Source organism: Streptomyces sp. SCSIO ZS0520 (assembly GCF_025643355.1).
Classification (GTDB): Bacteria; Actinomycetota; Actinomycetes; order Streptomycetales; family Streptomycetaceae; genus Streptomyces; species Streptomyces physcomitrii.
Genome location: NZ_CP092644.1, coordinates 5,540,009 through 5,563,653, shown reverse-complemented (window position 1 = coordinate 5,563,653; position 23,645 = coordinate 5,540,009). Strand labels below are relative to the sequence as shown.

At 73.4% G+C, this 23,645-nt stretch carries 17 protein-coding genes; 8 read left to right on the top strand and 9 right to left on the bottom strand.

The features are described 5' to 3' along the window. Positions 1–8 precede the first annotated feature (8 nt). The 3 genes from MID12_RS22185 to MID12_RS22175 all read left to right on the top strand — a co-directional run bounded on the left by MID12_RS22185 (position 9) and on the right by MID12_RS22175 (position 4,498). Entirely contained in the window at positions 9–467 is a 459-nt protein-coding gene (locus MID12_RS22185; protein WP_263170206.1) for a GNAT family N-acetyltransferase, read from the top strand. Positions 468–824: 357 nt separating this feature from the next. Then, positions 825–2,462: a sugar ABC transporter ATP-binding protein gene (locus MID12_RS22180; protein WP_263173373.1), complete on the top strand. Its 1,638-nt coding sequence runs from the start codon at positions 825–827 to the stop codon at positions 2,460–2,462. A 134-nt stretch (positions 2,463–2,596) separates the two neighbouring features. Further along, on the top strand, positions 2,597–4,498 hold the full coding sequence (locus MID12_RS22175) for a substrate-binding domain-containing protein (protein WP_263173370.1): 1,902 nt from the start codon (positions 2,597–2,599) through the stop codon (positions 4,496–4,498). A gap of 79 nt (positions 4,499–4,577) precedes the next feature. On the opposite strand, the gene MID12_RS22170 is transcribed toward MID12_RS22175, so the two are convergent. Continuing rightward, entirely contained in the window at positions 4,578–5,234 is a 657-nt protein-coding gene (locus MID12_RS22170) for a TetR/AcrR family transcriptional regulator (RefSeq protein WP_263170204.1), read from the bottom strand. 132 nt (positions 5,235–5,366) lie between these two features. Here MID12_RS22170 and MID12_RS22165 point away from each other — a divergent pair, with 132 nt between their 5' ends. Further along, on the top strand, positions 5,367–6,377 hold the full coding sequence (locus MID12_RS22165; protein ID WP_263173367.1) for a hypothetical protein: 1,011 nt from the start codon (positions 5,367–5,369) through the stop codon (positions 6,375–6,377). Positions 6,378–6,557: 180 nt separating this feature from the next. Here the strand turns inward: MID12_RS22165 and MID12_RS22160 are convergent, their stop codons facing one another. From MID12_RS22160 to iolC, 6 genes are all read right to left on the bottom strand, one after another. Further along, positions 6,558–6,932: a VOC family protein gene (locus MID12_RS22160; RefSeq protein WP_040258076.1), complete on the bottom strand. Its 375-nt coding sequence runs from the start codon at positions 6,930–6,932 to the stop codon at positions 6,558–6,560. 307 nt (positions 6,933–7,239) lie between these two features. Beyond that, positions 7,240–8,754, bottom strand: a complete 1,515-nt coding sequence (locus MID12_RS22155; protein WP_040253334.1) for a CoA-acylating methylmalonate-semialdehyde dehydrogenase — start codon at positions 8,752–8,754, stop codon at positions 7,240–7,242. 137 nt (positions 8,755–8,891) lie between these two features. Then, positions 8,892–10,781, bottom strand: a complete 1,890-nt coding sequence (iolD, locus tag MID12_RS22150) for a 3D-(3,5/4)-trihydroxycyclohexane-1,2-dione acylhydrolase (decyclizing) (protein WP_263170202.1) — start codon at positions 10,779–10,781, stop codon at positions 8,892–8,894. Then, a complete protein-coding gene (gene iolB, locus MID12_RS22145) occupies positions 10,778–11,653 on the bottom strand; it encodes a 5-deoxy-glucuronate isomerase (protein ID WP_263170201.1) in 876 nt (291 codons plus the stop codon). The genes iolD and iolB overlap by 4 nt, the downstream gene beginning before the upstream one ends. 102 nt (positions 11,654–11,755) lie before the next feature. Then, the gene (locus MID12_RS22140) at positions 11,756–12,625 is read right to left on the bottom strand and encodes a deoxyribose-phosphate aldolase (protein ID WP_411577074.1); all 870 of its coding nucleotides are present in this window, start codon (positions 12,623–12,625) and stop codon (positions 11,756–11,758) included. Between the two features lie 385 nt (positions 12,626–13,010). After that, a complete protein-coding gene (gene iolC, locus MID12_RS22135) occupies positions 13,011–14,093 on the bottom strand; it encodes a 5-dehydro-2-deoxygluconokinase (RefSeq protein WP_263170200.1) in 1,083 nt (360 codons plus the stop codon). Between the two features lie 380 nt (positions 14,094–14,473). On the opposite strand from iolC, the gene MID12_RS22130 reads away from it, so the two are divergent. The 4 genes from MID12_RS22130 to MID12_RS22115 all read left to right on the top strand — a co-directional run bounded on the left by MID12_RS22130 (position 14,474) and on the right by MID12_RS22115 (position 18,963). Next, a complete protein-coding gene (locus tag MID12_RS22130; protein ID WP_263170198.1) occupies positions 14,474–15,373 on the top strand; it encodes a sugar phosphate isomerase/epimerase family protein in 900 nt (299 codons plus the stop codon). Positions 15,374–15,648: 275 nt separating this feature from the next. Further along, a complete protein-coding gene (locus MID12_RS22125; protein ID WP_040253322.1) occupies positions 15,649–15,846 on the top strand; it encodes a helix-turn-helix transcriptional regulator in 198 nt (65 codons plus the stop codon). Between the two features lie 362 nt (positions 15,847–16,208). Then, positions 16,209–16,526: a heavy-metal-associated domain-containing protein gene (locus tag MID12_RS22120; protein WP_263170196.1), complete on the top strand. Its 318-nt coding sequence runs from the start codon at positions 16,209–16,211 to the stop codon at positions 16,524–16,526. Positions 16,527–16,653: 127 nt separating this feature from the next. Further along, positions 16,654–18,963: a heavy metal translocating P-type ATPase gene (locus MID12_RS22115; RefSeq protein ID WP_411576991.1), complete on the top strand. Its 2,310-nt coding sequence runs from the start codon at positions 16,654–16,656 to the stop codon at positions 18,961–18,963. 748 nt (positions 18,964–19,711) lie between these two features. Here MID12_RS22115 and MID12_RS22110 read toward each other — a convergent pair. Next, positions 19,712–21,028 carry a citrate synthase gene (locus MID12_RS22110; protein ID WP_186095463.1) on the bottom strand — a complete coding sequence of 439 codons (1,317 nt, stop codon included), beginning with the start codon at positions 21,026–21,028 and terminating at the stop codon, positions 19,712–19,714. Positions 21,029–21,360: 332 nt separating this feature from the next. Beyond that, positions 21,361–23,583 carry an ATP-dependent RecD-like DNA helicase gene (locus MID12_RS22105; RefSeq protein WP_263170193.1) on the bottom strand — a complete coding sequence of 741 codons (2,223 nt, stop codon included), beginning with the start codon at positions 23,581–23,583 and terminating at the stop codon, positions 21,361–21,363. Positions 23,584–23,645 lie beyond the last annotated feature (62 nt).

The window sequence follows — 23,645 nt, the reverse complement described above, 5'->3', positions numbered from 1 at the left end:
AACCCCGCATGGAGATCCGACGCGCCACGACCGTCTTCCAGATACTGTCCGCGAGCCGCCTCTTCGACGCGCGCGCCGACCCCGACTGGGCCCGGCGATTCCATGACAATCCGGGCCACCACCTCTTCCTCGCCTACGACAACGGCGCCGAGAACCGCGCGAGCAAATCGGACCCCGTCGGCTTCGTCAGCGGCGTGGAGACCATCCACCCCGACAAGGGCACCGAGATGCTCCTCTACGAACTCTCCGTGGACGAGCCCCACCGCCGCCGCGGCATCGGCACCGCCCTGGTCCGCGCGCTCGCCGACTACGCCCGCACCCACGGCTGCTACGGCATGTGGGTCGGCGTCGACCCGGACAACGCGCCCGCCCTCGCCACCTACGCCAAGGCGGGCGCCCGGGACGAGGGCCGGTTCGCGATGCTGGGCTGGGGATTCGGGGCGCGACCGGACGGGAAGCCCCACTGAGGGGTGCACCCCGCCGCCGTCCCCGGAGCACCGGGCCCCGATGCCGTACGACGACGGGTGGTCCCCCGGAGAGGGGCGGGACCACCCGTGAGCGACCCCGGACCACCGGCGAGCGACCCCGAGGACCTGCCGCGGCCGGAACGGCCCGCCGAGGGCGGGGACGTGCGGCGACCCCAACAGCCTTACGGGGCTGAGGACTTGCCGCAGCGGCCCCAACCGGCGGACCGAGCGGCGGAGTTGGCCGGTGACCGGTCCACCGGCCCGACGCCCGGCGACCCGCCATCCGGCGACCCGAAGTCCGGCGACCCGGCGGCAAGCTGCCCGGCGCCCGGCGCCCCGGCGGCCGACCCCGCCGAGATCCTCCGCCTTGAGGGCATCCGGAAGTCCTTCCCGGGCGTACTCGCCCTGGACGACGTCGACTTCGGCCTCCGGCGCGGCGAGGTGCACGTACTGCTCGGCGAGAACGGCGCGGGAAAGAGCACCCTGGTCAAGATCCTCTCCGGGGCGTACCGGCCCGAGGCGGGCCGCATCCGCGTCGACGGGCGGGAGGTGCGCCCGGGGAGCACCCGGGAGGCCCAGCGGCTCGGTATCGCCACCATCCACCAGGAGTTCAGCCTGGTCCCGGAGCTCTCGGTGGCGGAGAACATCTTCCTCGGCCGCCAGCCGCGCCGCTTCGGCCTGGTCGACCGCAGGCGCCTGGAGCAGGCCGCCGAGGAGGTCCTCGACCGGGTGGGCCTGGACCTTTCGCCCCGCACCCGCCTCGCCGAACTGGGCGTAGCCCGCCGCCAGTTGGTGGAGATCGCGCAGGCGCTCAGCCGGGAGGCCCGGATCCTGGTCATGGACGAGCCCACCTCCGCGCTGGCCGCCTCCGAGACCGAGCAGCTCTTCCGTATCGTCCGCCGTCTGCGCGCGGAGTCCGTGGGCCTGGTCTTCATCACCCACCACTTGGAGGAGATCGCCGCCCTCGGCGACCGCGTCACCGTGCTCCGCGACGGCCGCGTGGCCGGTGAACTCCCCGCCACCGCACCCGCCGAGGACCTCGTACACCTCATGGTCGGACGCACCCTCAGCCAGCAATACCCGCCACGGGAACGGGAGTTGACGAAGCCCGAGGCGGCGGCAGCGACCATCACCGGGGCGCCGGACTCCACGACAGCCCGGCCTCCCGATCCCCCGACTCCCCCTCCCCTCCTCCGCGTCGAGGGACTCACCCGCCAAGGCGCCTTCCAGGACGTGAGTTTCGAGGTACGGGCGGGTGAAGTCGTGGGCCTGGCCGGGCTGGTGGGCGCGGGCCGTACCGAGGTCGTCCGCGCTCTCTTCGGCGCCGACCCCTACGAGGAGGGCGGCGTACGGGTGGCGGGCGTGCCCCTGCCGCGCCACGACATCCGGGCGGCGATGGCCGCCGGGCTCGGACTCGTCCCCGAGGACCGCAAGGGGCAGGGTCTGCTGCCGGGTGCCTCCGTCGCGGACAACCTCGGCCTGGTCACCCTGCGTACGGCGACCCGCGCGGGGTTCGTGGACCGCGGCGCCCAGCGCACCGCTGCCGCCCGGATCGCGGAGCGCCTCGGGGTGCGGATGGCCTCCCTCGACCAGCGGGTGGGCACCCTCTCCGGCGGCAACCAGCAGAAGGTCGTCCTCGGCAAATGGCTGCTCTCCCGCACCCGGCTGCTGCTCCTGGACGAGCCCACCCGCGGCATCGACGTCGGCGCCAAGGCCGAAATCCACCGCCTGGTACGGGAGTTCACGGCCGCCGGGAACGCGGTCCTGATGGTCTCCAGCGAACTGCCCGAGGTGCTCGGCATGAGCGACCGGATCCTGGTGATGGCCGGGGGCAGACTCACCGGCGAACTCCCCGCCGCCACCGCCACCCAGGACGCGGTGATGGCCCTGGCGATCGGCAGCGACAGCGACAGCGGAAACGGCAACGGCAACGGCAACGGCAGCAACGAGGCGACCAGCAGGGAGAACCACAGGACAGGAGGCATCATCCGGTGACCGCCGACACCTCGACCTCGGACACCCCGAACGGCCCGGTTACCCCAAAGGGCCCGAGTGGCCCGGGAGTTGGGCGAAAGACCTCATCGGCAGGGGGCCGCGGCGCGAGCGGAACCCTCGCGGCGGCCCGCCGCCTGCTGCTCGACAACGGCGCACTCGGCGCACTCGTGGCCCTGACCGCGGCCCTCACCCTCCTCTCCGGCGACTTCCTGACCACCGACAACCTCCTCAACGTCGGCGTACAGGCGGCCGTGACCGCGATCCTCGCCTTCGGCGTGACCTTCGTCGTCGTCTCGGCGGGCATCGACCTGTCGGTGGGCTCGGTGGCGGCGCTCTCCGCGACCGTGCTCGCCTGGTCGGCGACGACCGAAGGGCTGCCGGTCTGGCTCGCGGTGCTGCTCGCGCTCGCCACCGGCGCGGCCTGCGGACTGGTCAGCGGCGCCCTCGTCGCGTACGGCAGACTCCCTCCGTTCATCGCCACCTTGGCCATGCTCTCGGTGGGCCGCGGCCTCGCCCTGGTCCTCGCGGACGGCAGCCCGATCGGCTTCCCCTCCTCGGTCTCGGGGCTCGGCGACACCCTCGGCGGCTGGCTCCCGGTGCCGGTCCTGGTGATGGCGGCGGCCGGACTGCTCACCGCGGTCGTCCTCGGCCGCACCTTCCTCGGCCGCGGCCTCTACGCGATCGGCGGCAACGAGGAGGCCGCCCGCCTCTCCGGCCTGCCCGTACGCCGCCAGAAGGCCGCCGTCTACGCGCTGTCCGGGCTGTTCGCGGCCGTCGCGGGCATCGTCCTCGCCGCCCGGCTCGACACCGCGCAGCCCACCGCCGGGCAGGGCTACGAACTCGACGCGATCGCCGCCGTGGTGATCGGCGGCGCCAGCCTCTCCGGCGGCGTCGGCACCGCCTCCGGCACCCTGGTCGGCGCGCTGATCCTCGCGGTGCTGCGCAACGGCCTCAACCTCCTGTCCGTATCGGCCTTCTGGCAGCAGGTCGTCATCGGCGCGGTCATCGCCCTCGCGGTGCTCCTCGACACCGCGCGCCGCCGGGCGGGCGCCCCGGCCCCCGTCCCCGGGGCGGGCGGTACGGGCGGGAGGGCCGGACCGGGCGGCAGGGGTGCCCGGGCTGCGCGCTACGCGATCGCCGCGGTCCTCGTGGCCGCCGTCATGGGCGGTACGGCCCTGTGGCGCGACGACGGCTCCGGCGGCAGGACCACGGTGGGCATGTCCCTCTCCACCCTCAACAACACCTTCTTCGTCCAGCTACGGGCCGGCGCCCAGGCCGAGGCGAAGGCGCGCGGCGTCGACCTCACCGTCACCGACGCCCAGAACGACGCCTCCCAACAGGCCAACCAGCTCCAGAACTTCACCAGCGGCAACAAGTCCTCGATCATCGTCAACCCGGTCGACTCCGACGCCGCCTCCCCCGCGGTGCGCTCCGCGATCACCGCGGACATCCCCGTGGTCGCCGTGGACCGCGCGGTCAGCAAGGCGAAGGTGGCCTCCCTGGTCGCCTCGGACAACGTCAGCGGCGGCAAGCAGGCCGCCCGCGCCCTGGCCCAACGCCTCGGCGGCGAAGGGCGGGTGGTGGTCCTCCAGGGCACCGCGGGCACCTCCGCCAGCCGCGAACGCGGCGCCGGCTTCACCGCGGGCATCAAGGCGTACCCCGGCATCAAGGTGCTGGCCCGCCAGCCCGCCGACTTCGACCGCGCCAAGGGCCTCGACGTCATGACCAACCTCCTCCAGGCGCACGACGACATCGACGCCGTCTTCGCCGAGAACGACGAAATGGCCCTGGGCGCCACCAAGGCCCTCGGCTCCCGCGCCCGCAAAATCCCGGTGGTGGGCTTCGACGGCACCCCCGACGCCCTGAAGGCGGTCAAGGCAGGCACGCTGTACGCCTCGGTGGCCCAACAGCCCCGAGAACTGGGCCGGTTGGCACTGCGCCAGGCCCTCGCGGCAGCCGGGGACGAGAAGACCGAGGCGGTGGTGAAGGTACCGGTGAAGGTGGTGACGGGGCGGAATGCGGGGGACTTCTCCTGAGGGGGAGGCTGACTCTCGGGGCCGGAGGAACGGGGCATGAGCACCGCCTTGTTCAGCGGACGCCCCGGTCACGTCGGCTTCACGGCTGGGCGTGCTGCTCGGCGGCGTCGAACGCGGGCGCGAGCGGGGCCAGCGCCCTGCGGAGCCGGTCGGGCAGCGAGCCGGAGGGCAGGACCAGTCCTCCGGCGACGCGCCCCTCGGCGGCCTCCGCGTTCTGCACCGGCCGGAGCCAGCCCTCCAGCGCGATGCGGACTGCCGCGGCCGCGCTGGCCGCGAGGACGCGGGCCGTGTGCGCTTCGGCGTCGTCCAGGCGTTCGGCGATCACCGCCGTGAGAGGGGGCTCGATACCGGCGGCGGCATCGAGGAAGGCGTCGCGCAGCGCGGTCTGGGCGGTGATCAGCAGCAGCGCCTTCTGTTCGCGCTCGCCGGTGTTCGTGTACTGCGCGACCACTGCTTCGGTGACGGCGTCGGCCAGGCGCACTTCCGCGGGCCGGGCCGCGACCGCCGCCGCGATGCGCGCCTCCCGGTCCGCGGTGACGGCGGAGACGATCGCCTGCTCCCGGCTGGCGAAGTAGTTGTTGTAGGTGCGCGGCGAGACCCCGGCCGCTTCGGCGATGTCCTCCACCCGCACCTGATCCGGTCCGCGCTCGACAGCAAGGCGCAGGGCCGCCTCGCGCAGCGCCTCGCGCGTGGCCTGCTTCTTCCGCTCCCGCAGCCCTGGCCGTGGTGTCGTCACGGCGTCAGCGTTCCACACAGGACTGCGTACGCGCAAAGTTGCGTGCACGTAAACTTGCGTGCACGCACTTTCCCTGCCAGTCTCGACCCGCCCGAAACCGGCAGAGAGGACGCCACCGTGCGAGCAAGAGGAATGACCTACGACACCGGGTTCGTCCTGCACGGCCAGACATCCCGCGAACGCTTCGGCCCCGGGGTGGTCCGGCGCGAGCTCGCCGTCATCCGCGACGACCTCCACTGCAACGCGGTCCAGATCATCGGCGGCGACCCGGACCGACTGGAGCTGGCCGCCGGTACCGCCGCCGAGTTGGGCCTGGAGGTCTGGTTCTCGCCCTATCCGCTGGAGCTGGATCCGGAGCAGATCCTCCAGCTCTTCCGCGACTGCGCCGAGCGAGCGGAACGGCTCCGGCAGCAGGGGGCCGCAGTGGTGTTCGTCGCGGGGGTCGAGCTGAGCGTGATGAACCGCGGGTTCCTCCCCGGAGAGAGCCCCGAGGAGCGGGTCGAGCATCTGATGAGCCGACCCGGGCGTCGGGCCGAGGCGATGCGCGAACTCGGCGTGCGCATGAACGCCTTCCTCCGTGACGCCGCGGCCGCGGTCCGCGAGAGCTTCCACGGCGAACTCACCTACGCGTCCATCCAGTTCGAGCAGGTCGACTGGACTCCCTTCGACTTCGTGACGTTCGAGCTGATCCGCTCCGCCGAGGTCGCCGACGGGTTCCGGGACGCGGTGCGCACCCTGGCCCAGGGCCCGAAGCCGCTCGCCGTCACCGGGTTCGGCACCGCCGCCTACCGCGGCGCGGGAGACCGCGGGGGGCGGGTGCTGGAAGTGGTCGAGCACGACCCGAAGACCAAGGCCCCGCTACGGCTGAACGGCGTATACGAGCGCGACGAGGCGGGCCAGGCCGCGTACCTGGGTGAACTGCTGGAGATCTTCGAGACCGAGGGCGTGGACAGCACGTTCGTGTTCTTGTTCGCCTTGCCCGGCTACCCGCACCGCCCGGACGGCGACCCCAGGGACGACTTGGACCGGGCCGGCCTGGGCATCGTCAAACTCCTCGAAGGGCGCCGGGGACAGACCTACCCCGACATGGAATGGGAACCCAAGGCCGCCTTCTCGGCGGTGGCGCAGCGGTATCGGAGGTGACGGGGCGCAGGCGCGGTGACCGCGGCTCGGGCGCGAATACGCCGAACCCGCCGCAGACCTGGCGCCGGTCCCCCGCCGCCGCGACCGCGAGAGACGTGGTGCGCCTACGCGCCCGAGGGCCCGCGCGGGCGACGGCAGCTATAGCAGCCGTGGAGCAAGCCAGAAAGCTGCCCGATGGGTTCAGTGGAAGCAGAGGCAGAACGGGTGGCCGGCCGGGTCCGCGTAGACCCGCCAGTTGGCCTCCGGGCGGAGCTGGTCCGTCCGCTCCAGCACGGTCGCGCCGAGAGCGAGCGCCCGCTGCTCCTCTCCGTCGAGGTCGTCCACGTCGAAGTCCAGATGGAGCTGCTGGGGGCGCTCCTGGCCCGGCCATACGGGCGGTTGGTAGCCGTCCACCCGCTGGCAGGCCAGCGGTGTCCCTTCGAAGCCGTGCACCTCGATCCAGTCGGGCTCCTCCGGGTCGGTGACCACCCGGCCGCCGAGCAACTCCGCGTAGAACTCGGCGAGTTGTACCGCATCGGCACAGTCCAGGGCGACCGCCTGCAACTTACGAATCACTTCCGCCACCTCTCGTTCCGCTCCGCGACCGCTTCCGCCGCCGCCCGGCCGGGGCACTCGGCCTCCGGCTCACCGGCCGGAGCGGGCACAGCAGCCGTGGCACGCGCGGAAGACGTGCTACCGCAACTTACCGGCCGGCAGATACCGCTCGCTCCGGGGCGCGCGTGGGGCCCACCCGGACATCGCCCTTGCCCTCCGCCATGTTCTGGTCGGCGTTCTTGAGGGCACCGGCCACATCGGCGATCTGCGCCCTGCGTGGGAGGGGTGGACCTGGAGGTCCCTGCCGCCACCCCTCCCAGCGCACCCCTCAGTCGTGCTGCGGGAACCCCAGGTCCACTCCCCGGGCGCCCTCCGACGGGTCGCCCCACCGCGTGGTGACGACCTTGCCGCGGGTGTAGAAGTGGGGGCCGTCGTTGCCGTAGATGTGGTGGTCGCCGAAGAGGGAGTCCTTCCAGCCGCCGAAGGAGTGGTAGCCGACGGGGACCGGGATGGGGACGTTCACGCCGACCATGCCGGCCTGGACCTCCAGCTGGAAGCGGCGGGCGGCGGCGCCGTCGCGGGTGAAGATGGCGGTGCCGTTGCCGTAGGGCGAGGAGTTGATGAGGGCGAGGCCCTCCTCGTAGGTCTCGGCGCGCAGGACGCACAGGACGGGTCCGAAGATCTCGTCGCGGTAGGCGTCGGCGGTGACCGGGACCCGGTCGAGCAGGGAGAGGCCGAGCCAGTGGCCGTCCTCGTGCCCCTCGACGGTGAACCCGGTGCCGTCCAGGGCGACTTCGCAGCCCTGGGCCTCGGCGCCCCGTACGTAGGAGGCGACCTTGTCGCGGTGGGCGGCGGTGATCAGCGGGCCCATCTCGGAGGCGGGGTCGGTGCCGGGGCCGATGCGGACCTTGGCGGCGCGCTCCTTGATCTTCTCGACCAGGGCGTCGCCGCTGGAGCCGACCGCGACCACGGCGGAGACGGCCATGCAGCGCTCGCCCGCGGAGCCGTAGGCGGCGGAGACGGCGGCGTCGGCGGCCGCGTCGAGGTCCGCGTCCGGCAGCACCATCATGTGGTTCTTGGCGCCGCCGAGGGCCTGGACCCGCTTGCCGTGGGCGGTGGCCGTGGCGTGCAGATGGCGGGCGACCGGGGTGGAGCCGACGAAGGAGACGGCGGCGATGTCGGGGTGCTCCAGGAGGCGTTCGACGGCCACCCGGTCGCCCTGGACGACGTTGAACACGCCCTGCGGCAGGCCCGCTTCGGCGAGGAGTTCGGCGAGCAGCAGGGAGGAGGAGGGGTCCTTCTCACTGGGCTTGAGGACGAAGGTGTTCCCGCAGGCGATCGCAAGCGGGAACATCCACAGCGGCACCATCGCCGGGAAGTTGAAGGGCGTGATGCCCGCGACCACGCCGAGCGGCTGGCGGATCGCGGCGACGTCCACGCCGCTGGAGACCTGGGTGGAGAGTTCGCCCTTGAGCTGCTGGGCGATGCCGCAGGCGAGTTCGACGACCTCCAGGCCGCGGGCGACCTCGCCGAGGGCGTCGCTGTGCACCTTGCCGTGCTCGGCGGTGATCAGCGCGGCGATCTCCGCGCGGTGCTGGTGCAGGAGGGCGCGGTAGGCGAAGAGTACGGAGGTGCGCTGGGCCAGCGAGGAGCCGCCCCAGGCGGGGAAGGCCTCCTTGGCGGCGGCCACCGCGGCGTCCACCTCGGCGGTGTCGGCGAAGGCCACCTGCCGGGTGACCCGGCCGGTCGCCGGGTCGGTGACGGGGCCCGAACGCCCGGAGGCGGACGGGGCGTGCTTGCCGCCGATCCAGTGGCCGACCACCGGGGTGCTCGTCTCGGTCATGGGGCTGCTCTCCTTCGGCTCGCTTCGGTCCATGGGTACCGCACCGCTCCCCGCGGGCGCCATCGGTTCGCCGCGACCGCCGCTCTTGACATCCGGCGCCCCGGGGAGGCGGCCGCGAGGGGCGGGTGCGGCGCCGGTCACAGATGCCGCCGTCGCCGGGCCGCCGCGCGCTCGTACTCCGCGCGGGCGGCCACCGCCTCGGGGCGCCCCGAGGTCCCGGCCACCGGTACGTCCCACCAGGCCTGCGCGGGCGGGGCGGCGCCGGGTCCCTCGGCGGGCGCGGGGGCGGTCTCCACGTACACGCAGACGGGGCCGGTGGCCGCGCGGGCCTCGGCGAGGGCCTGGTGCAGGGCGGTGACGGTGGGGGCGCGCAGGACGCGCAGGCCGAGGCTCTCCGCGTTGGCCGCGAGGTCGACCGGGAGGGGTTCGCCGGTGTAGGTGCCGTCGGCGGCGCGGTAGCGGTAGGCGGTGCCGAAGCCCTCGGCGCCGACCGCGCGGGAGAGGCCGCCGATGGAGGCGTAGCCGTGGTTCTGCAGGACGACCACCTTGAGGGGCAGGCCCAGTTGGACGGCGGTGACCAGTTCGGTGGGCATCATCAGATACGTGCCGTCGCCGACCAGGGCCCACACCGGGCGCCCGGGGGCGGCGAGTTGGACCCCGATCGCGGCGGGGATCTCATAGCCCATGCAGGAGTAGCCGTACTCGACGTGGTACTGGTCCCTGGACCGCGTACGCCAGAGTTTGTGCAGGTCGCCGGGGAGGGAGCCGGCCGCGTTGAGGAGGATGTCCTCGGGGCCGACGAGCGCGTCGAGGGCGCCGAGGACCTGGGTCTGGGTGGGGGCGGCCCCGGGGTCGGGGGCGGCGTAGGCCTCGTCCACGCGCTGCTCCCAGTCGCGGGTGGCGCGGGTCCAGGAGCGGACGTACTCGGGGTCGGGTCCGGTGCCGTGGCCGCGCAGGCTCTCGGTGAGCGCTTCGAGTGCGGTGCGGGCGTCGGCGGTCAGCGCGGTGCCCGCCATCTTGTGGCCGTCGAAGGGGGCGATGTTGAGGTTGAGGAAGCGGACGGCGGGGTGCGCGAAGAGGGTGCCGGAGGCGGTGGTGAAGTCGCTCCAGCGGGTGCCGACACCGATCAACAGGTCTGCCTCGCGGGCGAGTTCGTTGGCCGGGGCGGTGCCGGTGTGGCCGATGCCGCCGACCGCGCAAGGGTGGTCGTACGGCAGTGCGCCCTTGCCTGCCTGGGTGGCGGCGACGGGGATGCCGTTCTGCTCGGCGAAGACGGCGAGCGCCTGCTCGGCGGCGCTGTGCAGCACGCCGCCGCCCGCCACGATCAGCGGCCGCCGGGCGGCGCGCAACTGCCGTACGGCCGCGTCGAGTTCGGCGGGGTCGGGGGCGGGGCGGCGGACCGGCCAGATACGTTCGGCGAGGAAGTCGAGGGGCCAGTCGAAGACTTCGGCCTGGACGTCCTGGGGCAGGGCGAGGGTGACCGCGCCGGTGTCGGCCGGGTCGGTGAGCGTGCGCATCGCGGCGAGCGCGGCGGGGATCAGCGCCTCGGGGCGGGTGACCCGGTCGAAGTAGCGGGAGACGGGCCGCAGGCAGTCGTTGACGGACACATCGCCCGCGTAGGGGACTTCGAGCTGCTGGAGCACCGGGTCGGCGGGCCGGGTGGCGAAGGTGTCGCCCGGAAGCAGCAGTACCGGCAGCCGGTTGATGGTGGCCAGGGCCGCGCCGGTGACCAGGTTGGTGGCGCCGGGGCCGATGGAGGTGGTGACCGCGTGGGTGCTCAGCCGGTTGGACTGGCGGGCGTGGCCGACGGCCGCGTGCACCATGGCCTGTTCGTTGCGGCCCTGGTGGAAGGGCATCAACTCGGCGTATTCCACGAGGGCTTGGCCGAGTCCGGCGACATTGCCGTGGCCGAAGATGCCCCAGGTGGCGCCGATCAGTCGGTGGCGTTCGCCGTCGCGTTCGGTGAACTGCGCCGCCAGGAAGGCGAGCAGGGCCTGTGCGACGGTCAGTTGGCGGGTGCCGGTCACCGGTAGCCCTCCTGGTGGTCGGGGTGGAAGCTGATGCGCCAGGCGCGTTCGGCGCCGGGGCCGGCCATGACGTTGAGGTAGTACATCGGGTGGCCGGGCGCGGCGATGGACGGCCCGTGCCAGCCGTCCGGCACCAACACCGCGTCCCCGTCCCGGACTTCGGCGAGCAGTTCGCTGCCGCCGGGTCGGGAGGGGGAGATCCGCTGGTAGCCGAGTCCGTGCGGCCCCGCGATCGCGAAGTAGTAGATCTCCTCCAGGCGGGTCTCGGCCCCGGGCCGCTCCTCGTCGTGCTTGTGCGGCGGGTACGAGGACCAGTTGCCGCCGGGGGTGAGCACCTCGACGGCGATCAGCCGGTCGCAGTCGAAGACTCCGGCGGCGGCGAAGTTGCGTACCTGGCGGGCGCAGTTGCCGCTGCCGCGCTCCTCCACCGGGACGTCCTCGCGGGGCCCGTAGCGGGCGGGCAGCCGCCGTTCGCAGCGCGCGCCGGTCAGCGCGAAGCGGCCGCCCGCGACGCTGCTGATCCGTACCCCGGCGTCCCTGGGGACGTACGCGAAGTCGCTCGGACCGGCGAACACATCGGTCCTGCCGAGGAGTTGGAAGGTCTCCTCGCCGGGCGGGAAGGGCTCCTCCGGTCCGCGTGCGCGGGTCTCCTCCCCGGCGCCGCCGGACCGGACCCCGACCGTGCAGGCTCCCGCGAGGGGCAGCACGATCCACTCGCTGTCCCCGGTCGCGAAGGTGTGCTCCGCGCCCGGGGCGAGGTCCAGCACCCGCAGGGCGGAGAACTCCCAGCCCGCCCGCGCGGGATCGACACGCAGCTCGTAGGGGCCCGCGGCGGCGCTGCCGCGCGGCAGGTGCAGACCGGTGTCGGTCATCGGCTCCTCCGGTGCTCGGGCGGGGCCGCCGGGGCGGGCGCCCGGCAGCCCCGGCGGCCTGCTGTCTCGTTCATGGCCCACTCCTACCCGTCCCGTCCCGCGTCACAGCAGCCCCACCGCCGTGTCGACGGCACCGGCCACATCTCCGTCCGCCGGAAAGAGCAGTGCGCGCCCGGCCACCAGCCCCTGCACGGTCGGCAGCCGCAGCGCCTGGCGCCACCGCTCGTAGACCGCGTCCTGCTCGCCGTCGCCGAGGTCGCCGCCGAGCAGCACGGTCGGCAGGGTGACGGCGGCGAGGGCCCCGGCCATCTCCTCGGGGTGCTCGGTGACCGGCATCTTCAGCCAGGTGTACGCGGAGGTGCCGCCGAGCCCGGCGGCGACGGCGGCCGAGGTGGCGATCGCCCGGCCGCTCAACTCGGCGCGCAGTACGCCCCGTTGGCGGCGGACCAGGAAGGGTTCCACGAACAGGGGCAGCCGCCGGGCGGCCATCTCGTCGACGGTGCGGGCCGCGGTGTGCAGGGTGTCCAGCGAGCCGGGGTCCTCCAGGTCGAGGCGGAGCAGCAGCTTCCCGGCGTCGAAGCGGAGCCGGGTCAGGTCCTCGGGGCGGTGGCCGGTGAAGCGGTCGTCGAGCTCGAAGCGGGCGCCGAGCAGTCCGCCGCGGTTCATCGAGCCCATGACGACCTTCCCCTCCAGGGCGCCGAGGAGCAGCAGGTCGTCCAGGATGTCCGCGCTGGCCAGCACCCCGTCCACCCCGGGCCGGGACAGGGCCAGGCACAGGCGGGCGAGGAGTTCCCCCCGGTCGGCGAGCGCCATCGGCCGGTCGCCCACCGCGAGCATGCCGCGGGCGGGGTGGTCGGCGGCGATGATCAGGAGGCGGGCGGGGGCGGGCGCGTCCGCGGGGTGGGCGCGGGAGGTCGCGCCGGGGGCCGGTGAGGCGCCGGGGTCGTGGTCGGGCCGGGCGCCGGGCTTCAGGGGGCCGCCGGAATCCGTCGGTGTGCCGGGAGCCAGGGATGCCCCGGGATCCGGGGGCTCGCCGGGCCTCGGGGGCGCGGCGGGGGGCTCACTCGGGCGCGGGGGCGCGGCGGGAGCGGAGGGCGCGGCGGGCCCCGGGGGCGCGCTCGGCCTCGGCGGTTCGGCTGCGGCCGGATCGGCGAGGAGCGGGCGGCGTCTGCGCCGGGCCGCCGCCTCGGCTATCGCCTCCGGGTGGCGGGCCCGGATCCGGGCGAGGGCGCGTACGTCGATGTCCTCCGCCCCGGTCGGCACCGCACCGGCGCTCATCGCACCGCTCCGCTCGCCCGCGCACCGGACGCCGCCCCTGCCGCCCGCCCGGCCCGTGCCCTGCCCCGCACCGCCGCCCTCATCGCACCGCTCCGCTCGCGAGCGCGGCCGCCACCTCGTCCGGGCGGGGCATCGCCGAGGAGCACTCCAGCCTGCCCGCGACGATGGCCCCGGCGGCGTTGGCGTACCGCATGAGGTATTCCAGGTCCCAGCCCGCGAGGAGGCCGTGGGCCAGGGCGCCGCCGAAGGCGTCCCCCGCGCCGAGCCCGTTGACCACCTCGACCGGCAGCGGCGGCACCTCGGCACGGGTGCCGTCGGCGTGCAGGGCGAGGACGCCCTGGGGGCCCTGCTTGACCACCGCCAGCTCGACGCCGCGGGCGAGCAGGGCGCGGGCGGCGGCCTCCGGTTCGCGTTCGCCGGTGGCGACCTCGGCCTCGTCCAGGTTGCCGACGGCCACGGTCGCGTGGCGCAGCGCCTCGGCGTAGGCGGCGGTGGGGTCCCCGCGCCAGAACATGGGCCGCCAGTCGAGGTCGAAGACGGTGGTGCCGCGCCTGCCGCGGTGGGCGAGGGCGGCGAGCGTCGCGGATCTGCTCGGCTCCTCGCACAGCCCGGTGCCGGTCATCCAGAAGATCCGCGCGGCGGCGACCGCGCCCAAGTCCAGCTCCTCCGGGCGGATTTCGAGGTCCGGCGCCTTGGGCTGGCGGTAGAAGTAGAGCGGGAAGTCGTCCGGCGGGAAGATCTCGCAGAAGGTGACGGGCGTGGCCAGCCCGGGGACCTCGGTGACCCAGCGGTCGTCCACCCCGAACCCGGCGAGCGCCTGGTGCACATAGCGGCCGAAGGGGTCGGCGCCGGTGCGGGTGATGACGGCGCTGCGGCGGCCGAGCCGGGCCGCGGCGACGGCCACATTGGTGGGCGAGCCGCCGAGGAACTTGCCGAAACTGCTCACCTCGGACAGCGGCAGCCCGCTCTGGAGGGGATAGAGGTCCACGCCCACCCGGCCGATGGTCAGGAGGTCGAGGGGGGCGGGGGCAGAGGTCACGTCTCCGTCCGGGTCCCGGTCGGCGTCCCGGTCGGGGGCCGCAGGCGCCGCGTCCCCGCCCCCGGGGCCCGCGGACTCCTCGCCCATCCCGGCTCCCCTGCCGTGCTCGCGCCCCTGGCTCACTCCCGCACTCCCCTTCCGGTTCCCGCTGCCGTGCCCGTCGCCGTTCCCGTTCCCGGTCTCGTCCCTGGTCGTTCCCGTGCCCGTTCCCGTGCCCGTTCCTGTTGCCGTTGCGCCGGGCGATCCGGACGTGCCGTAGGCCCCGTACCGCATCGGCCGTCCGCTCTCGCCCACCAGCCCGTCGTCGACCCACTCGGCGTGCGCCCCACCGGAACGCGTACCGCAGCCTCCACCAAAGCACGCCGCCGCACGGGTGTCCTGTCTCCCGTCACACCGGTCTCATCCGCCACCCGCCGGGCGCCCCGTCCGCGCCCGCCCGCGCCCCGGTCCGGGGCGGTAGGCGCGCTTGACACCCCGCTCGGCGGACGGTGACTCTGGCGGGCATGACGACGCTGTCGCGGATCCGGATCGGTTCGGCCCCCGACTCCTGGGGGGTGTGGTTCCCGGACGACCCCCGGCAGGTGGACTGGCGGCGCTTCCTCGACGAGGTGGCGGCCAGCGGCTACGAGTGGATCGAGCTGGGCCCGTACGGCTATCTGCCGACCGATCCCGTACGGCTCGCCGAGGAGACCGGGAGCCGGGGCCTGAAGGTCTCGGCCGGGACCGTCTTCGCGGGGCTGCACCGCGGGCCCGGGGTCTGGGAGTCGACCTGGGAGCACGTCTCGTCCGTGGCGGCGCTGGCGCAGGCCTCCGGGGCCGGGCACCTGGTCCTCATCCCCTCCTTCTGGCGCGACGACAAGACCGGCGCCGTCCTGGAGGACCGCGAGCTGAGCGCCGAGCAGTGGCGCACCCTGGCCGCGGGCACCGAGCGCCTGGCCCGCGAGGTCCGCGAACGCTACGGGCTGCGCACGGTGGTGCACCCGCACGCCGACACCCATGTGGACACCGAGGAGCACGTCACCCGGCTCCTCGACGCGACCGACCCGGACCTGGTCTCGCTCTGCCTGGACACCGGCCACTACGCCTACTGCGGGGGCGACAGCGTGCGCCTGATCGAGACCTACGGGGAGCGCATCGGCTATCTGCACCTCAAGCAGGTGGACCCGGCAATCCTCGCCCAAGTGCACGCCGAGGACCTGCCGTTCGGGCCCGCGGTGGGCCGCGGGGTGATGTGCGAGCCGCCCGCGGGCGTGCCCGCGCTCGAACCCGTGCTCCAGGCCGCGCAGTCCCTGGACGTGGACCTCTTCGCCATCGTCGAGCAGGACATGTACCCCTGCGAACCGGACCGTCCGGAGCCGATCGCCCGCCGCACCCGGGAGTTCCTGCGCAGCTGCGGGGCCTGAGCGGGCAAGGCGCCGCCAACTCCCGCCCGTACGAAGGCGGATTGCCGGGCCGCCCCGGCTGCCGGCCCCTGCGTCGCCTCTGTCACAAATGGCCGTGACTCGTCACATCCGTCACGCCTACGCGGGTTTTGGGTCACATGCCGCCGACAGCGGCTCAGCGGCGTCACGCTGCGTCGTTGTCCGGGCACAGGCTGAAGATCGCCAGCGCGAGATGCCCGGACTTCTCCGGCGCCCGAACGGGTCGCCGTCCCGGCGCGCGCATTGGAGGTGCACGAATGACGGACCGCAGGCTCTGGTCGTACAAGGAGATCGCTGCACACATCCGCGTACAGCCGGACACGGTGCGCTCCTACCGCAAGCACGGACTGCTGCCGCCGCCCGATCAGGTGGAGGGCGGGCGGCCGTACTGGTACGCGGATACGGTGCGCTCCTGGGCCGCCGCCCGGCCCGGCAACCGGGGACGCAGAGCCTGAGCGCCCCGCACAGCCCGCCCTAGCGAACCCGCCCACGCGCCCCGCCGCCGGATTCCGGTGGCGGGGCGCCTCTCTGCGCCGGGGCGCGCGGCGGGTCCGTGCCGGGGGTACGCGGCGAGTCCGCGCCGGGGCTCGCGGCGGGGCGTACGGACACGGAGCGCACGCGGGCACACACCGAGCGAATTACCTGGGCGGAAAGAGCGCCGCACGGGCGCCCTCGGCTTGGATTCATACCCCCTAGGGGTATAGCGTGGGAAAGGTGGAGAGCTCCCGGACCACCGGGCGCCTTCGCACGCTACGCCCCCGGCCCCGCACCGGCCGCACGGCCGCACCGGAGCCGCCCGACGACCCACGGAGAACCCATGACCGCCGCACAGACCGGGACCGCCGCCGAGTCCGCCGCCTCCTGCTGCTCCCCCACCGGCTCCTGCCACGGCGGAGCGGCCGAGGACGCCGGGGCCACGGGCGGCGTCACCACCGTCTACCAGGTCAGCGGGATGACCTGCGGGCACTGCGAGGGCGCGGTGACCGAGGAGGTCGGCGCCCTGCCGGGTGTCACCTCCGTGACGGCCTCCGCCGCCGAGAACCGGGTCACCGTGGTCTCCGCCGCGCCCCTGGACCCGGCGGCGGTACGCGCCGCCGTGGACGAGGCCGGCTACGAGCTGACCGGCACCGCCTGAGCCCCGCCCGGGCGCCCCGCCGCCCCGGGCACCTCCCGGCAAACCCGCCGGGGCACCGGGCCGTACCGGCCGGCTGATACCGGTTCCGTACGGCCCGGTCCGCACACGGATTCCGTGGAGCATGACGATGACGAGCACCGCACCCGAAGCACCGCCCGCGGGCGGCGAGCCCCCCGCCGGGAGCACGGCCGAGGAGAGCACCGCCGGGGAGGTCGAGCTGACCATCGGCGGGATGACCTGCGCCGCCTGCGCGGCCCGGGTGGAGAAGAAGCTCAACCGGATGGAGGGCGTGCGCGCCACGGTCAACTTCGCCACCGAGAAGGCGAAGGTGGCCTACCCCACGGGGGTAACCGTCACCGAGCTGATCGCCACCGTGGAGCGCACCGGCTACACCGCCGAGCCCCCGCCCGCGCCCGAGCCGGAGCCCGCGGCGGCGCAGGACCCGGCGGCTCCCGCGGCCGAGGCGGACCCCGCGCTGCGTGCGCTGCGCGAGCGGCTCACCGTCTCCGCCCTGCTCTCGCTGCCGGTCATCCTGCTCTCGATGGTCCCGGCGCTGCAGTTCGACAACTGGCAGTGGCTCAGCCTCACGCTGGCCGCGCCGGTGGTGGTCTGGGGCGGATTCGGCTTCCACCGGGCGGCGTTCACCGGGGCCCGGCACGGCGCCGCGACCATGGACACCCTGGTCTCGGTCGGCACCCTGGCGGCCTTCGGCTGGTCGGTGTGGGCGCTGTTCTGGGGGCACGCCGGGATGCCGGGGATGCGGCACGGCTTCGATCTGACGCTCTCCCGCGGGGACGCCGGATCCACCCTCTACCTCGAAGTCGCCGCGGGCGTGGTGACCTTCCTGCTGCTCGGCCGCTATCTGGAGGCCCGCTCCAAGCGCCGGGCCGGTGCCGCCCTGCGCGCGCTGCTCGAACTCGGCGCCAAGGACGTGGCCTTGCTCCGCGAGGGCCGCGAAGTACGCGTACCGGTGGCGGAGTTGAAGAAGGGCGACCGCTTCGCCGTACGGCCGGGCGAGACCGTCGCCACCGACGGCACGGTGGTCGAGGGCAGTTCGGCCGTGGACGCCTCGATGCTCACCGGGGAGTCGGTGCCGGTGGACGTCGCGGTCGGCGACACCGTCACCGGGGCCACCGTCAACGCGAGCGGGCGGCTGGTCGTCGAGGCCACCCGGGTCGGCGCCGAGACCCAACTGGCCCGGATGGCGCGGCTGGTGGAGGACGCGCAGAACGGCAAGGCGCAGGTGCAGCGGCTCGCGGACCGGATCTCCGGGGTCTTCGTGCCGGTGGTGCTCCTGATCGCCCTGGGCACCCTGCTCGGCTGGCTGCTCGCCACCGGGGAGCCGACGGCCGCCTTCACCGCGGCGGTGGCGGTGCTGATCATCGCCTGCCCCTGCGCGCTGGGGCTGGCCACGCCGACCGCGCTGATGGTGGGCACCGGCCGCGGCGCCCAGCTCGGCATCCTGATCAAGGGCCCGGAGGTCCTGGAGTCCACCCGCCGCGTGGACACCGTCGTCCTCGACAAGACGGGCACGGTGACCACCGGCCGGATGGCGCTCGCGGGGGTGCACCCGGCCGAGGGCACCGGCGCGGAGGACCTGCTGCGGCTCGCGGGGGCCGTGGAGCACGCCTCGGAGCATCCGGTGGCGCGCGCCCTGGCCGCGGGCGCCGCCGAGCGCACCGGGGCGCTGCCGCCCGTCACGGAGTTCGTGAGCCTGGCCGGGCTCGGGGTGCGCGGCACCGTCGAGGGGCACCGCGTACTGGTGGGCCGCCCGGGGCTGCTCGGGCAGGAGGGCGTCACGCTGCCCGAGGCCCTGACCGAGGCGGCCGGGCAGGCCGAGCGGGACGGGCGGACCGCGGTGGCCGTCGCCTGGGACGGCGCGGCACGGGGGCTGCTGACCGTCGCGGACACCGTGAAGGAGACCAGCGCCGAGGCGGTGCGGGAGTTGCGCGGCCTCGGCCTGACGCCGGTGCTGCTCACCGGGGACAACCGGGCGGTGGCCGAGTCGGTGGCCCGCGAGGTCGGCATCACCGAGGTGGTCGCCGAGGTGCTGCCCGAGGACAAGGTGGCCGCGGTCCGGCGCCTCAAGGAGGAGGGCCGCACCGTGGCGATGGTCGGCGACGGGGTCAACGACGCCGCCGCGCTCGCCACCGCCGACCTCGGTCTCGCGATGGGCACCGGCACCGACGCGGCCATCGAGGCGAGCGATCTGACCCTGGTCCGCGGGGATCTGCGGGTGGCCGCGCAGGCGATCCGGCTCTCCCGGCGCACCCTGGGCACGATCCGCTCGAATCTCTGCTGGGCCTTCGGTTACAACCTCGCCGCCCTGCCGCTGGCGGCCGCCGGACTGCTGAACCCGATGATCGCAGGAGCAGCCATGGCTTTTTCCTCGGTTTTTGTGGTCAGCAACAGCCTTCGGCTGAGAAACTTCAGGTGACCGGACGGGGAGCACCGAAAATCGGACAGCTTCCGGCCCGGTTGCCGGCGCCGTCCGGCCGGGCCGGTCACGCCCCTTCCCGAGAACCTTCACGAATTTCGGGACCAGGCGTGCCCATCTGGTCAACGGAACGCTAGGCTGGATACAGCCCTTCACAGATCCTGCTCAACTTCCTTACTGTTGAGTCGCGATCACCGCTCGATGCTCGCGCAGTTGTAAAGAAGCTGTGCGAGAGACGTAGATCACACCGTGGACTACGTAACCATCGGCGGGGGTTGTGAGTCTTAGAGGGTGATGGCGGAAGTGTCTTGGGGGACGCGTCCGGCATCGAGGAGGTGTCCTGGGGGACGCTTCCTGGTTCGACAGCGTGGCCGGGACACGTGCACGGAGAGCTTTGAGCGGCCCTCCCGTCCGTACGGGTCCCGGCACACCGCACCACCGCAGCAGGCGCTGCACCCAGAGCGCCCGTCCGGATCCCGTGGGGGGAATCCGTTCGGGACAGCGCCCGGCCGGATCCCGTGGGGGGAATCCGAATCCGGGACATGGAAAGCGCCCCGATCGCCGGCCCGTGGGGGGACTGGTGACGGGGCGCTTTTCCGCGTTCTGTGCCGTGCGGCGCTGTGTTCCGGTGCCGTGCTGCGCGGCGCTGTCCGCGTGCCGCCGTGCTCCCGGCGCGGAGCGGGCGTCCGGTGGACGCCCTTCCTGCGCCGGGCGGGCGGTGCGGGGTGGTGCGGGGGTGCGGTGCGGCTCAGCGCTGCTCGACCGGGACGAAGTCCCGCTCGACCACGCCGGTGTAGATCTGCCGGGGACGGCCGATGCGCGATCCCGGCTCCTTGATCATCTCGTGCCACTGGGAGATCCAGCCCGGGAGGCGGCCCAGCGCGAAGAGCACCGTGAACATCTCGGTCGGGAAGCCCATGGCCCGGTAGATGAGGCCGGTGTAGAAGTCGACGTTCGGGTAGAGCTTGCGCTCGACGAAGTAGTCGTCGGCCAGCGCGTGCTCCTCCAGCTTGAGCGCGATGTCGAGCAGCTCGTCGCTCTTGCCGAGCGCCGAGAGGACGTCGTGCGCCGCGGACTTGATGATCTTCGCCCGGGGGTCGAAGTTCTTGTAGACGCGGTGCCCGAAGCCCATGAGCTTCACGCCGTCTTCCTTGTTCTTCACCTTGCGGATGAAGGTGTCGACATCGCTGCCGGACTGCTTGATGCCTTCCAGCATCTCCAGGACCGACTGGTTGGCGCCGCCGTGCAGCGGGCCCCACAGCGCGGAGATGCCGGCCGAGATCGAGGCGAACATGTTCGCCTGCGAGGAGCCGACCAGGCGCACGGTGGAGGTCGAACAGTTCTGCTCGTGGTCCGCGTGCAGGATCAGGAGCTTGTCGAGCGCCGAGACCACGACCGGGTCCAGCTCGTACTCGGCGGCCGGCACCGAGAAGGTCATGCGCAGGAAGTTCTCGACGTAGCCGAGGTCGTTGCGCGGGTAGACGACCGGGTGGCCGATCGACTTCTTGTACGCGTACGCGGCGATCGTCGGGAGCTTGGCGAGCAGCCGGATCGTCGAGAGGTGCCGCTGCTTCTCGTCGAAGGGGTTGTGGCTGTCCTGGTAGAAGGTGGACAGCGCGCTGACCACCGAGGACAGCATCGCCATCGGGTGGGCGTCCCGCGGGAAGCCGTCGTAGAAGCGCTTGACGTCCTCGTGCAGCAGGGTGTGCTGGGTGATCTCGTTGCGGAAGGTGGCGAGTTCGTCGACCGTCGGCAGTTCGCCGTTGATCAGGAGGTACGCCACCTCCAGGAAGGTGGAACCCTCGGCGAGCTGCTCGATCGGGTAGCCCCGGTAGCGCAGGATGCCCTGCTCGCCGTCGAGATAGGTGATGGCGGACTTGTACGCGGCCGTGTTCCCGTAGCCGCTGTCCAGGGTGACCAGGCCGGTCTGGGCGCGGAGCTTGCCGATGTCGAAGCCCTTGTCGCCGACGGTGCTGTCGACCACCGGGTAGCTGTACTCACCGTCGCCGTACCGGACTACTACCGCGCCGTTGTTCTGGGTGTTGTCGCTCACGTCTTCCCTCACCGACGTAGTGCCTCATCTTCGAGGTGCCCTGACTGTCTCTACCCTCCCCCATTTGGCTCAGGAGAGTGCACTCGGGGTCGACCATTAGGCCTATCCGCGGCACTGAGTGCCGCGCAACCTGCTCATCCTGCCCGTCTTCGCCCCGGTTCCGGAAGAGCAGTGTGACCTTTCCTACTCGTTTGATCGATCAAAATTTTCGCACGGGGACGGGGAGGCGGCAGGACAGGGGCCGCGCGGGCCCGCCTCCGGCCGACGGATTGGCCCGCTCCGGGCCACATCGGGGCGCGTCCGGACCTCGGCCGGGGCTCCTCCGGTACCGCCCTGGCACCCGCTCAGCGCGGCGCGGCGGAGGCCCCGGAGAGCCGGAAGTCGAGGGCGGTGCAGCGGCGGCCCGCCGAGAGGGTGCGCACGGCCTGGCCGAGCGCCCGGCGGGAGCCGACCAGGACGACAAGCTTCTTGGCGCGGGTGACCGCCGTGTAGAGCAGATTGCGCTGCAGCATCATCCAGGCGCTCATGGTGACCGGGATGACGACGGCCGGGTACTCGCTGCCCTGGGAGCGGTGGATGGTGACCGCGTAGGCGTGGGACAGCTCGTCGAGTTCGTCGAAGTCGTAGGGCACCTCCTCGTCCTCGTCGGTGCGTACGGTCAGCCGCTGGTCCTCGGTGCTGAGCGAGGTGACCACGCCGACGGTGCCGTTGAAGACGCCGTTGGCGCCCTTCTCGTAGTTGTTGCGGATCTGGGTGACCTTGTCGCCGACCCGGAAGACCCGGCCGCCGAAGCGCTTCTCCGGCAGGTCCGGGCGGGCGGGCGTGATCGCCTGCTGGAGCAGGCCGTTGAGGGTGCCCGCGCCCGCCGGGCCGCGGTGCATGGGCGCGAGGACCTGGATGTCGCGCCGCGGGTCGAGGCCGAAGCGGGCGGGGACGCGGCGGGCGGCGACGTCCACGGTGAGCCGGCCCGCCTCCTCGGTGTCGTCCTCGACGAAGAGGAAGAAGTCGTCCAGGCCCGAAGTCAGCGGCGGCGTACCGGAGTTGATGCGGTGCGCATTGGTCACCACGCCGGACTGCTGGGCCTGCCGGAAGATCCGGGTCAGCCGCACCGCGGGCACCGGGCTGCCGGGCGCCAGCAGATCGCGCAGCACCTCACCCGCGCCGACGCTCGGCAGCTGGTCCACATCGCCGACGAAGAGCAGGTGCGCGCCCGGCGGCACCGCCTTGACCAGCTTGTTGGCGAGCAGCAGGTCCAGCATGGAAGCCTCGTCGACCACCACCAGATCGGCGTCGAGCGGCCGGTCCCTGTCGTACGCGGCGTCCCCGCCCGGCTTGAGTTCGAGCAGCCGGTGCACGGTGGAGGCCTCGGCGCCGGTCAGCTCGGCGAGGCGCTTGGCGGCCCGGCCGGTGGGCGCGGCGAGGACCACCTTGGCCTGCTTGGCGCGGGCCAGCTCCACCACCGAGCGCACCGTGAAGGACTTGCCGCAGCCGGGACCGCCGGTCAGCACCGCCACCCGCCGGGTGAGCGCGAGGCGTACCGCTTCCCGCTGCTCCGGGGCGAGTTCGGTGCCGGTACGGGCGGCGAGCCAGCCGAGCGCCTTGTCCCAGTCGACCTCCGCGAAGGCGGGCAGCCGCTCCTGCTCGGTGCGCAGCAGCCGCAACACCTGGGCGGACAGGGAGAGTTCGGCGCGGTGGAAGGGCACCAGATAGACCGCGGTGACCTCCTCGCCGCCCTCGGGGCCCGGCACCCGCTCGCGGACCACGCCCTCGTCCTGGGCGGCGAGGCGGTCCAGGCACTCGATGACCAGCTGGCTGTCCACCTGGAGCAACTTGACGGCGTCGCTGAGGAGTTGCTCCTCGGGCAGGAAGCAGTGGCCCTGGTCGGTGGACTGGGACAGGGCGTACTGGATGCCCGCCATCACCCGCTCCGGGCTGTCGTGCGGGATGCCGACGGACTGGGCGATGCGGTCGGCGGTGAGGAAGCCGATGCCCCAGACGTCGGCGGCGAGCCGGTAGGGCTGGTGGCGCACCACGTCGATGGAGGAGTCGCCGTACTTCTTGTAGATGCGCACCGCGATGGAGGTGGAGACGCCGACGCCCTGGAGGAAGATCATCACCTCCTTGATCGCCTTCTGCTCCTCCCAGGCCGCGCCGATCAGCCGGGTGCGCTTGGGACCGAGCCCGGGCACCTCGACCAGGCGGCCCGGCTCCTCCTCGATGATGTCGAGGGTCTTCAGGCCGAAGTGCTCGGTGATCCGGTCGGCGATCCGCGGGCCGATGCCCTTGATCAGGCCGGAGCCGAGATAGCGCCGGATGCCCTGGATGGTCGCGGGCAGCACGGTGGTGTAGTTCTCCACGGTGAACTGCTTGCCGTACTGCGGGTGCGAGCCCCAGCGGCCCTCCATCCGCAGCGACTCCCCCGGCTGCGCGCCGAGCAGCGAGCCGACGACGGTCAGCAGGTCCCCCGCGCCGCGGCCGGTGTCGACGCGGGCGACCGTGTAGCCGTTGTCCTCATTGGCGTACGTGATCCGTTCGAGGACGCCCTCGACCACCGAAAGACCGGACATGCCCCGACGCTACCGCCTGCCGCCGACAGCGGGCGGGGCGCCGGGGCGCCGACCGGGCGGTC

Coding starts and splice junctions, on each gene's coding strand:
- MID12_RS22185 (WP_263170206.1), top strand. CDS start 9: ATGGAGATCCGACGCGCCACGACCGTCTTCCAGATACTGTCCGCGAGC.
- MID12_RS22165 (WP_263173367.1), top strand. CDS start 5,367: ATGACCTACGACACCGGGTTCGTCCTGCACGGCCAGACATCCCGCGAA.
- MID12_RS22155 (WP_040253334.1), bottom strand. CDS start 8,754: ATGACCGAGACGAGCACCCCGGTGGTCGGCCACTGGATCGGCGGCAAG.
- iolB (WP_263170201.1), bottom strand. CDS start 11,653: ATGACCGACACCGGTCTGCACCTGCCGCGCGGCAGCGCCGCCGCGGGC.
- MID12_RS22130 (WP_263170198.1), top strand. CDS start 14,474: ATGACGACGCTGTCGCGGATCCGGATCGGTTCGGCCCCCGACTCCTGG.
- MID12_RS22125 (WP_040253322.1), top strand. CDS start 15,649: ATGACGGACCGCAGGCTCTGGTCGTACAAGGAGATCGCTGCACACATC.
- MID12_RS22120 (WP_263170196.1), top strand. CDS start 16,209: ATGACCGCCGCACAGACCGGGACCGCCGCCGAGTCCGCCGCCTCCTGC.
- MID12_RS22115 (WP_411576991.1), top strand. CDS start 16,654: ATGACGAGCACCGCACCCGAAGCACCGCCCGCGGGCGGCGAGCCCCCC.
- MID12_RS22105 (WP_263170193.1), bottom strand. CDS start 23,583: ATGTCCGGTCTTTCGGTGGTCGAGGGCGTCCTCGAACGGATCACGTAC.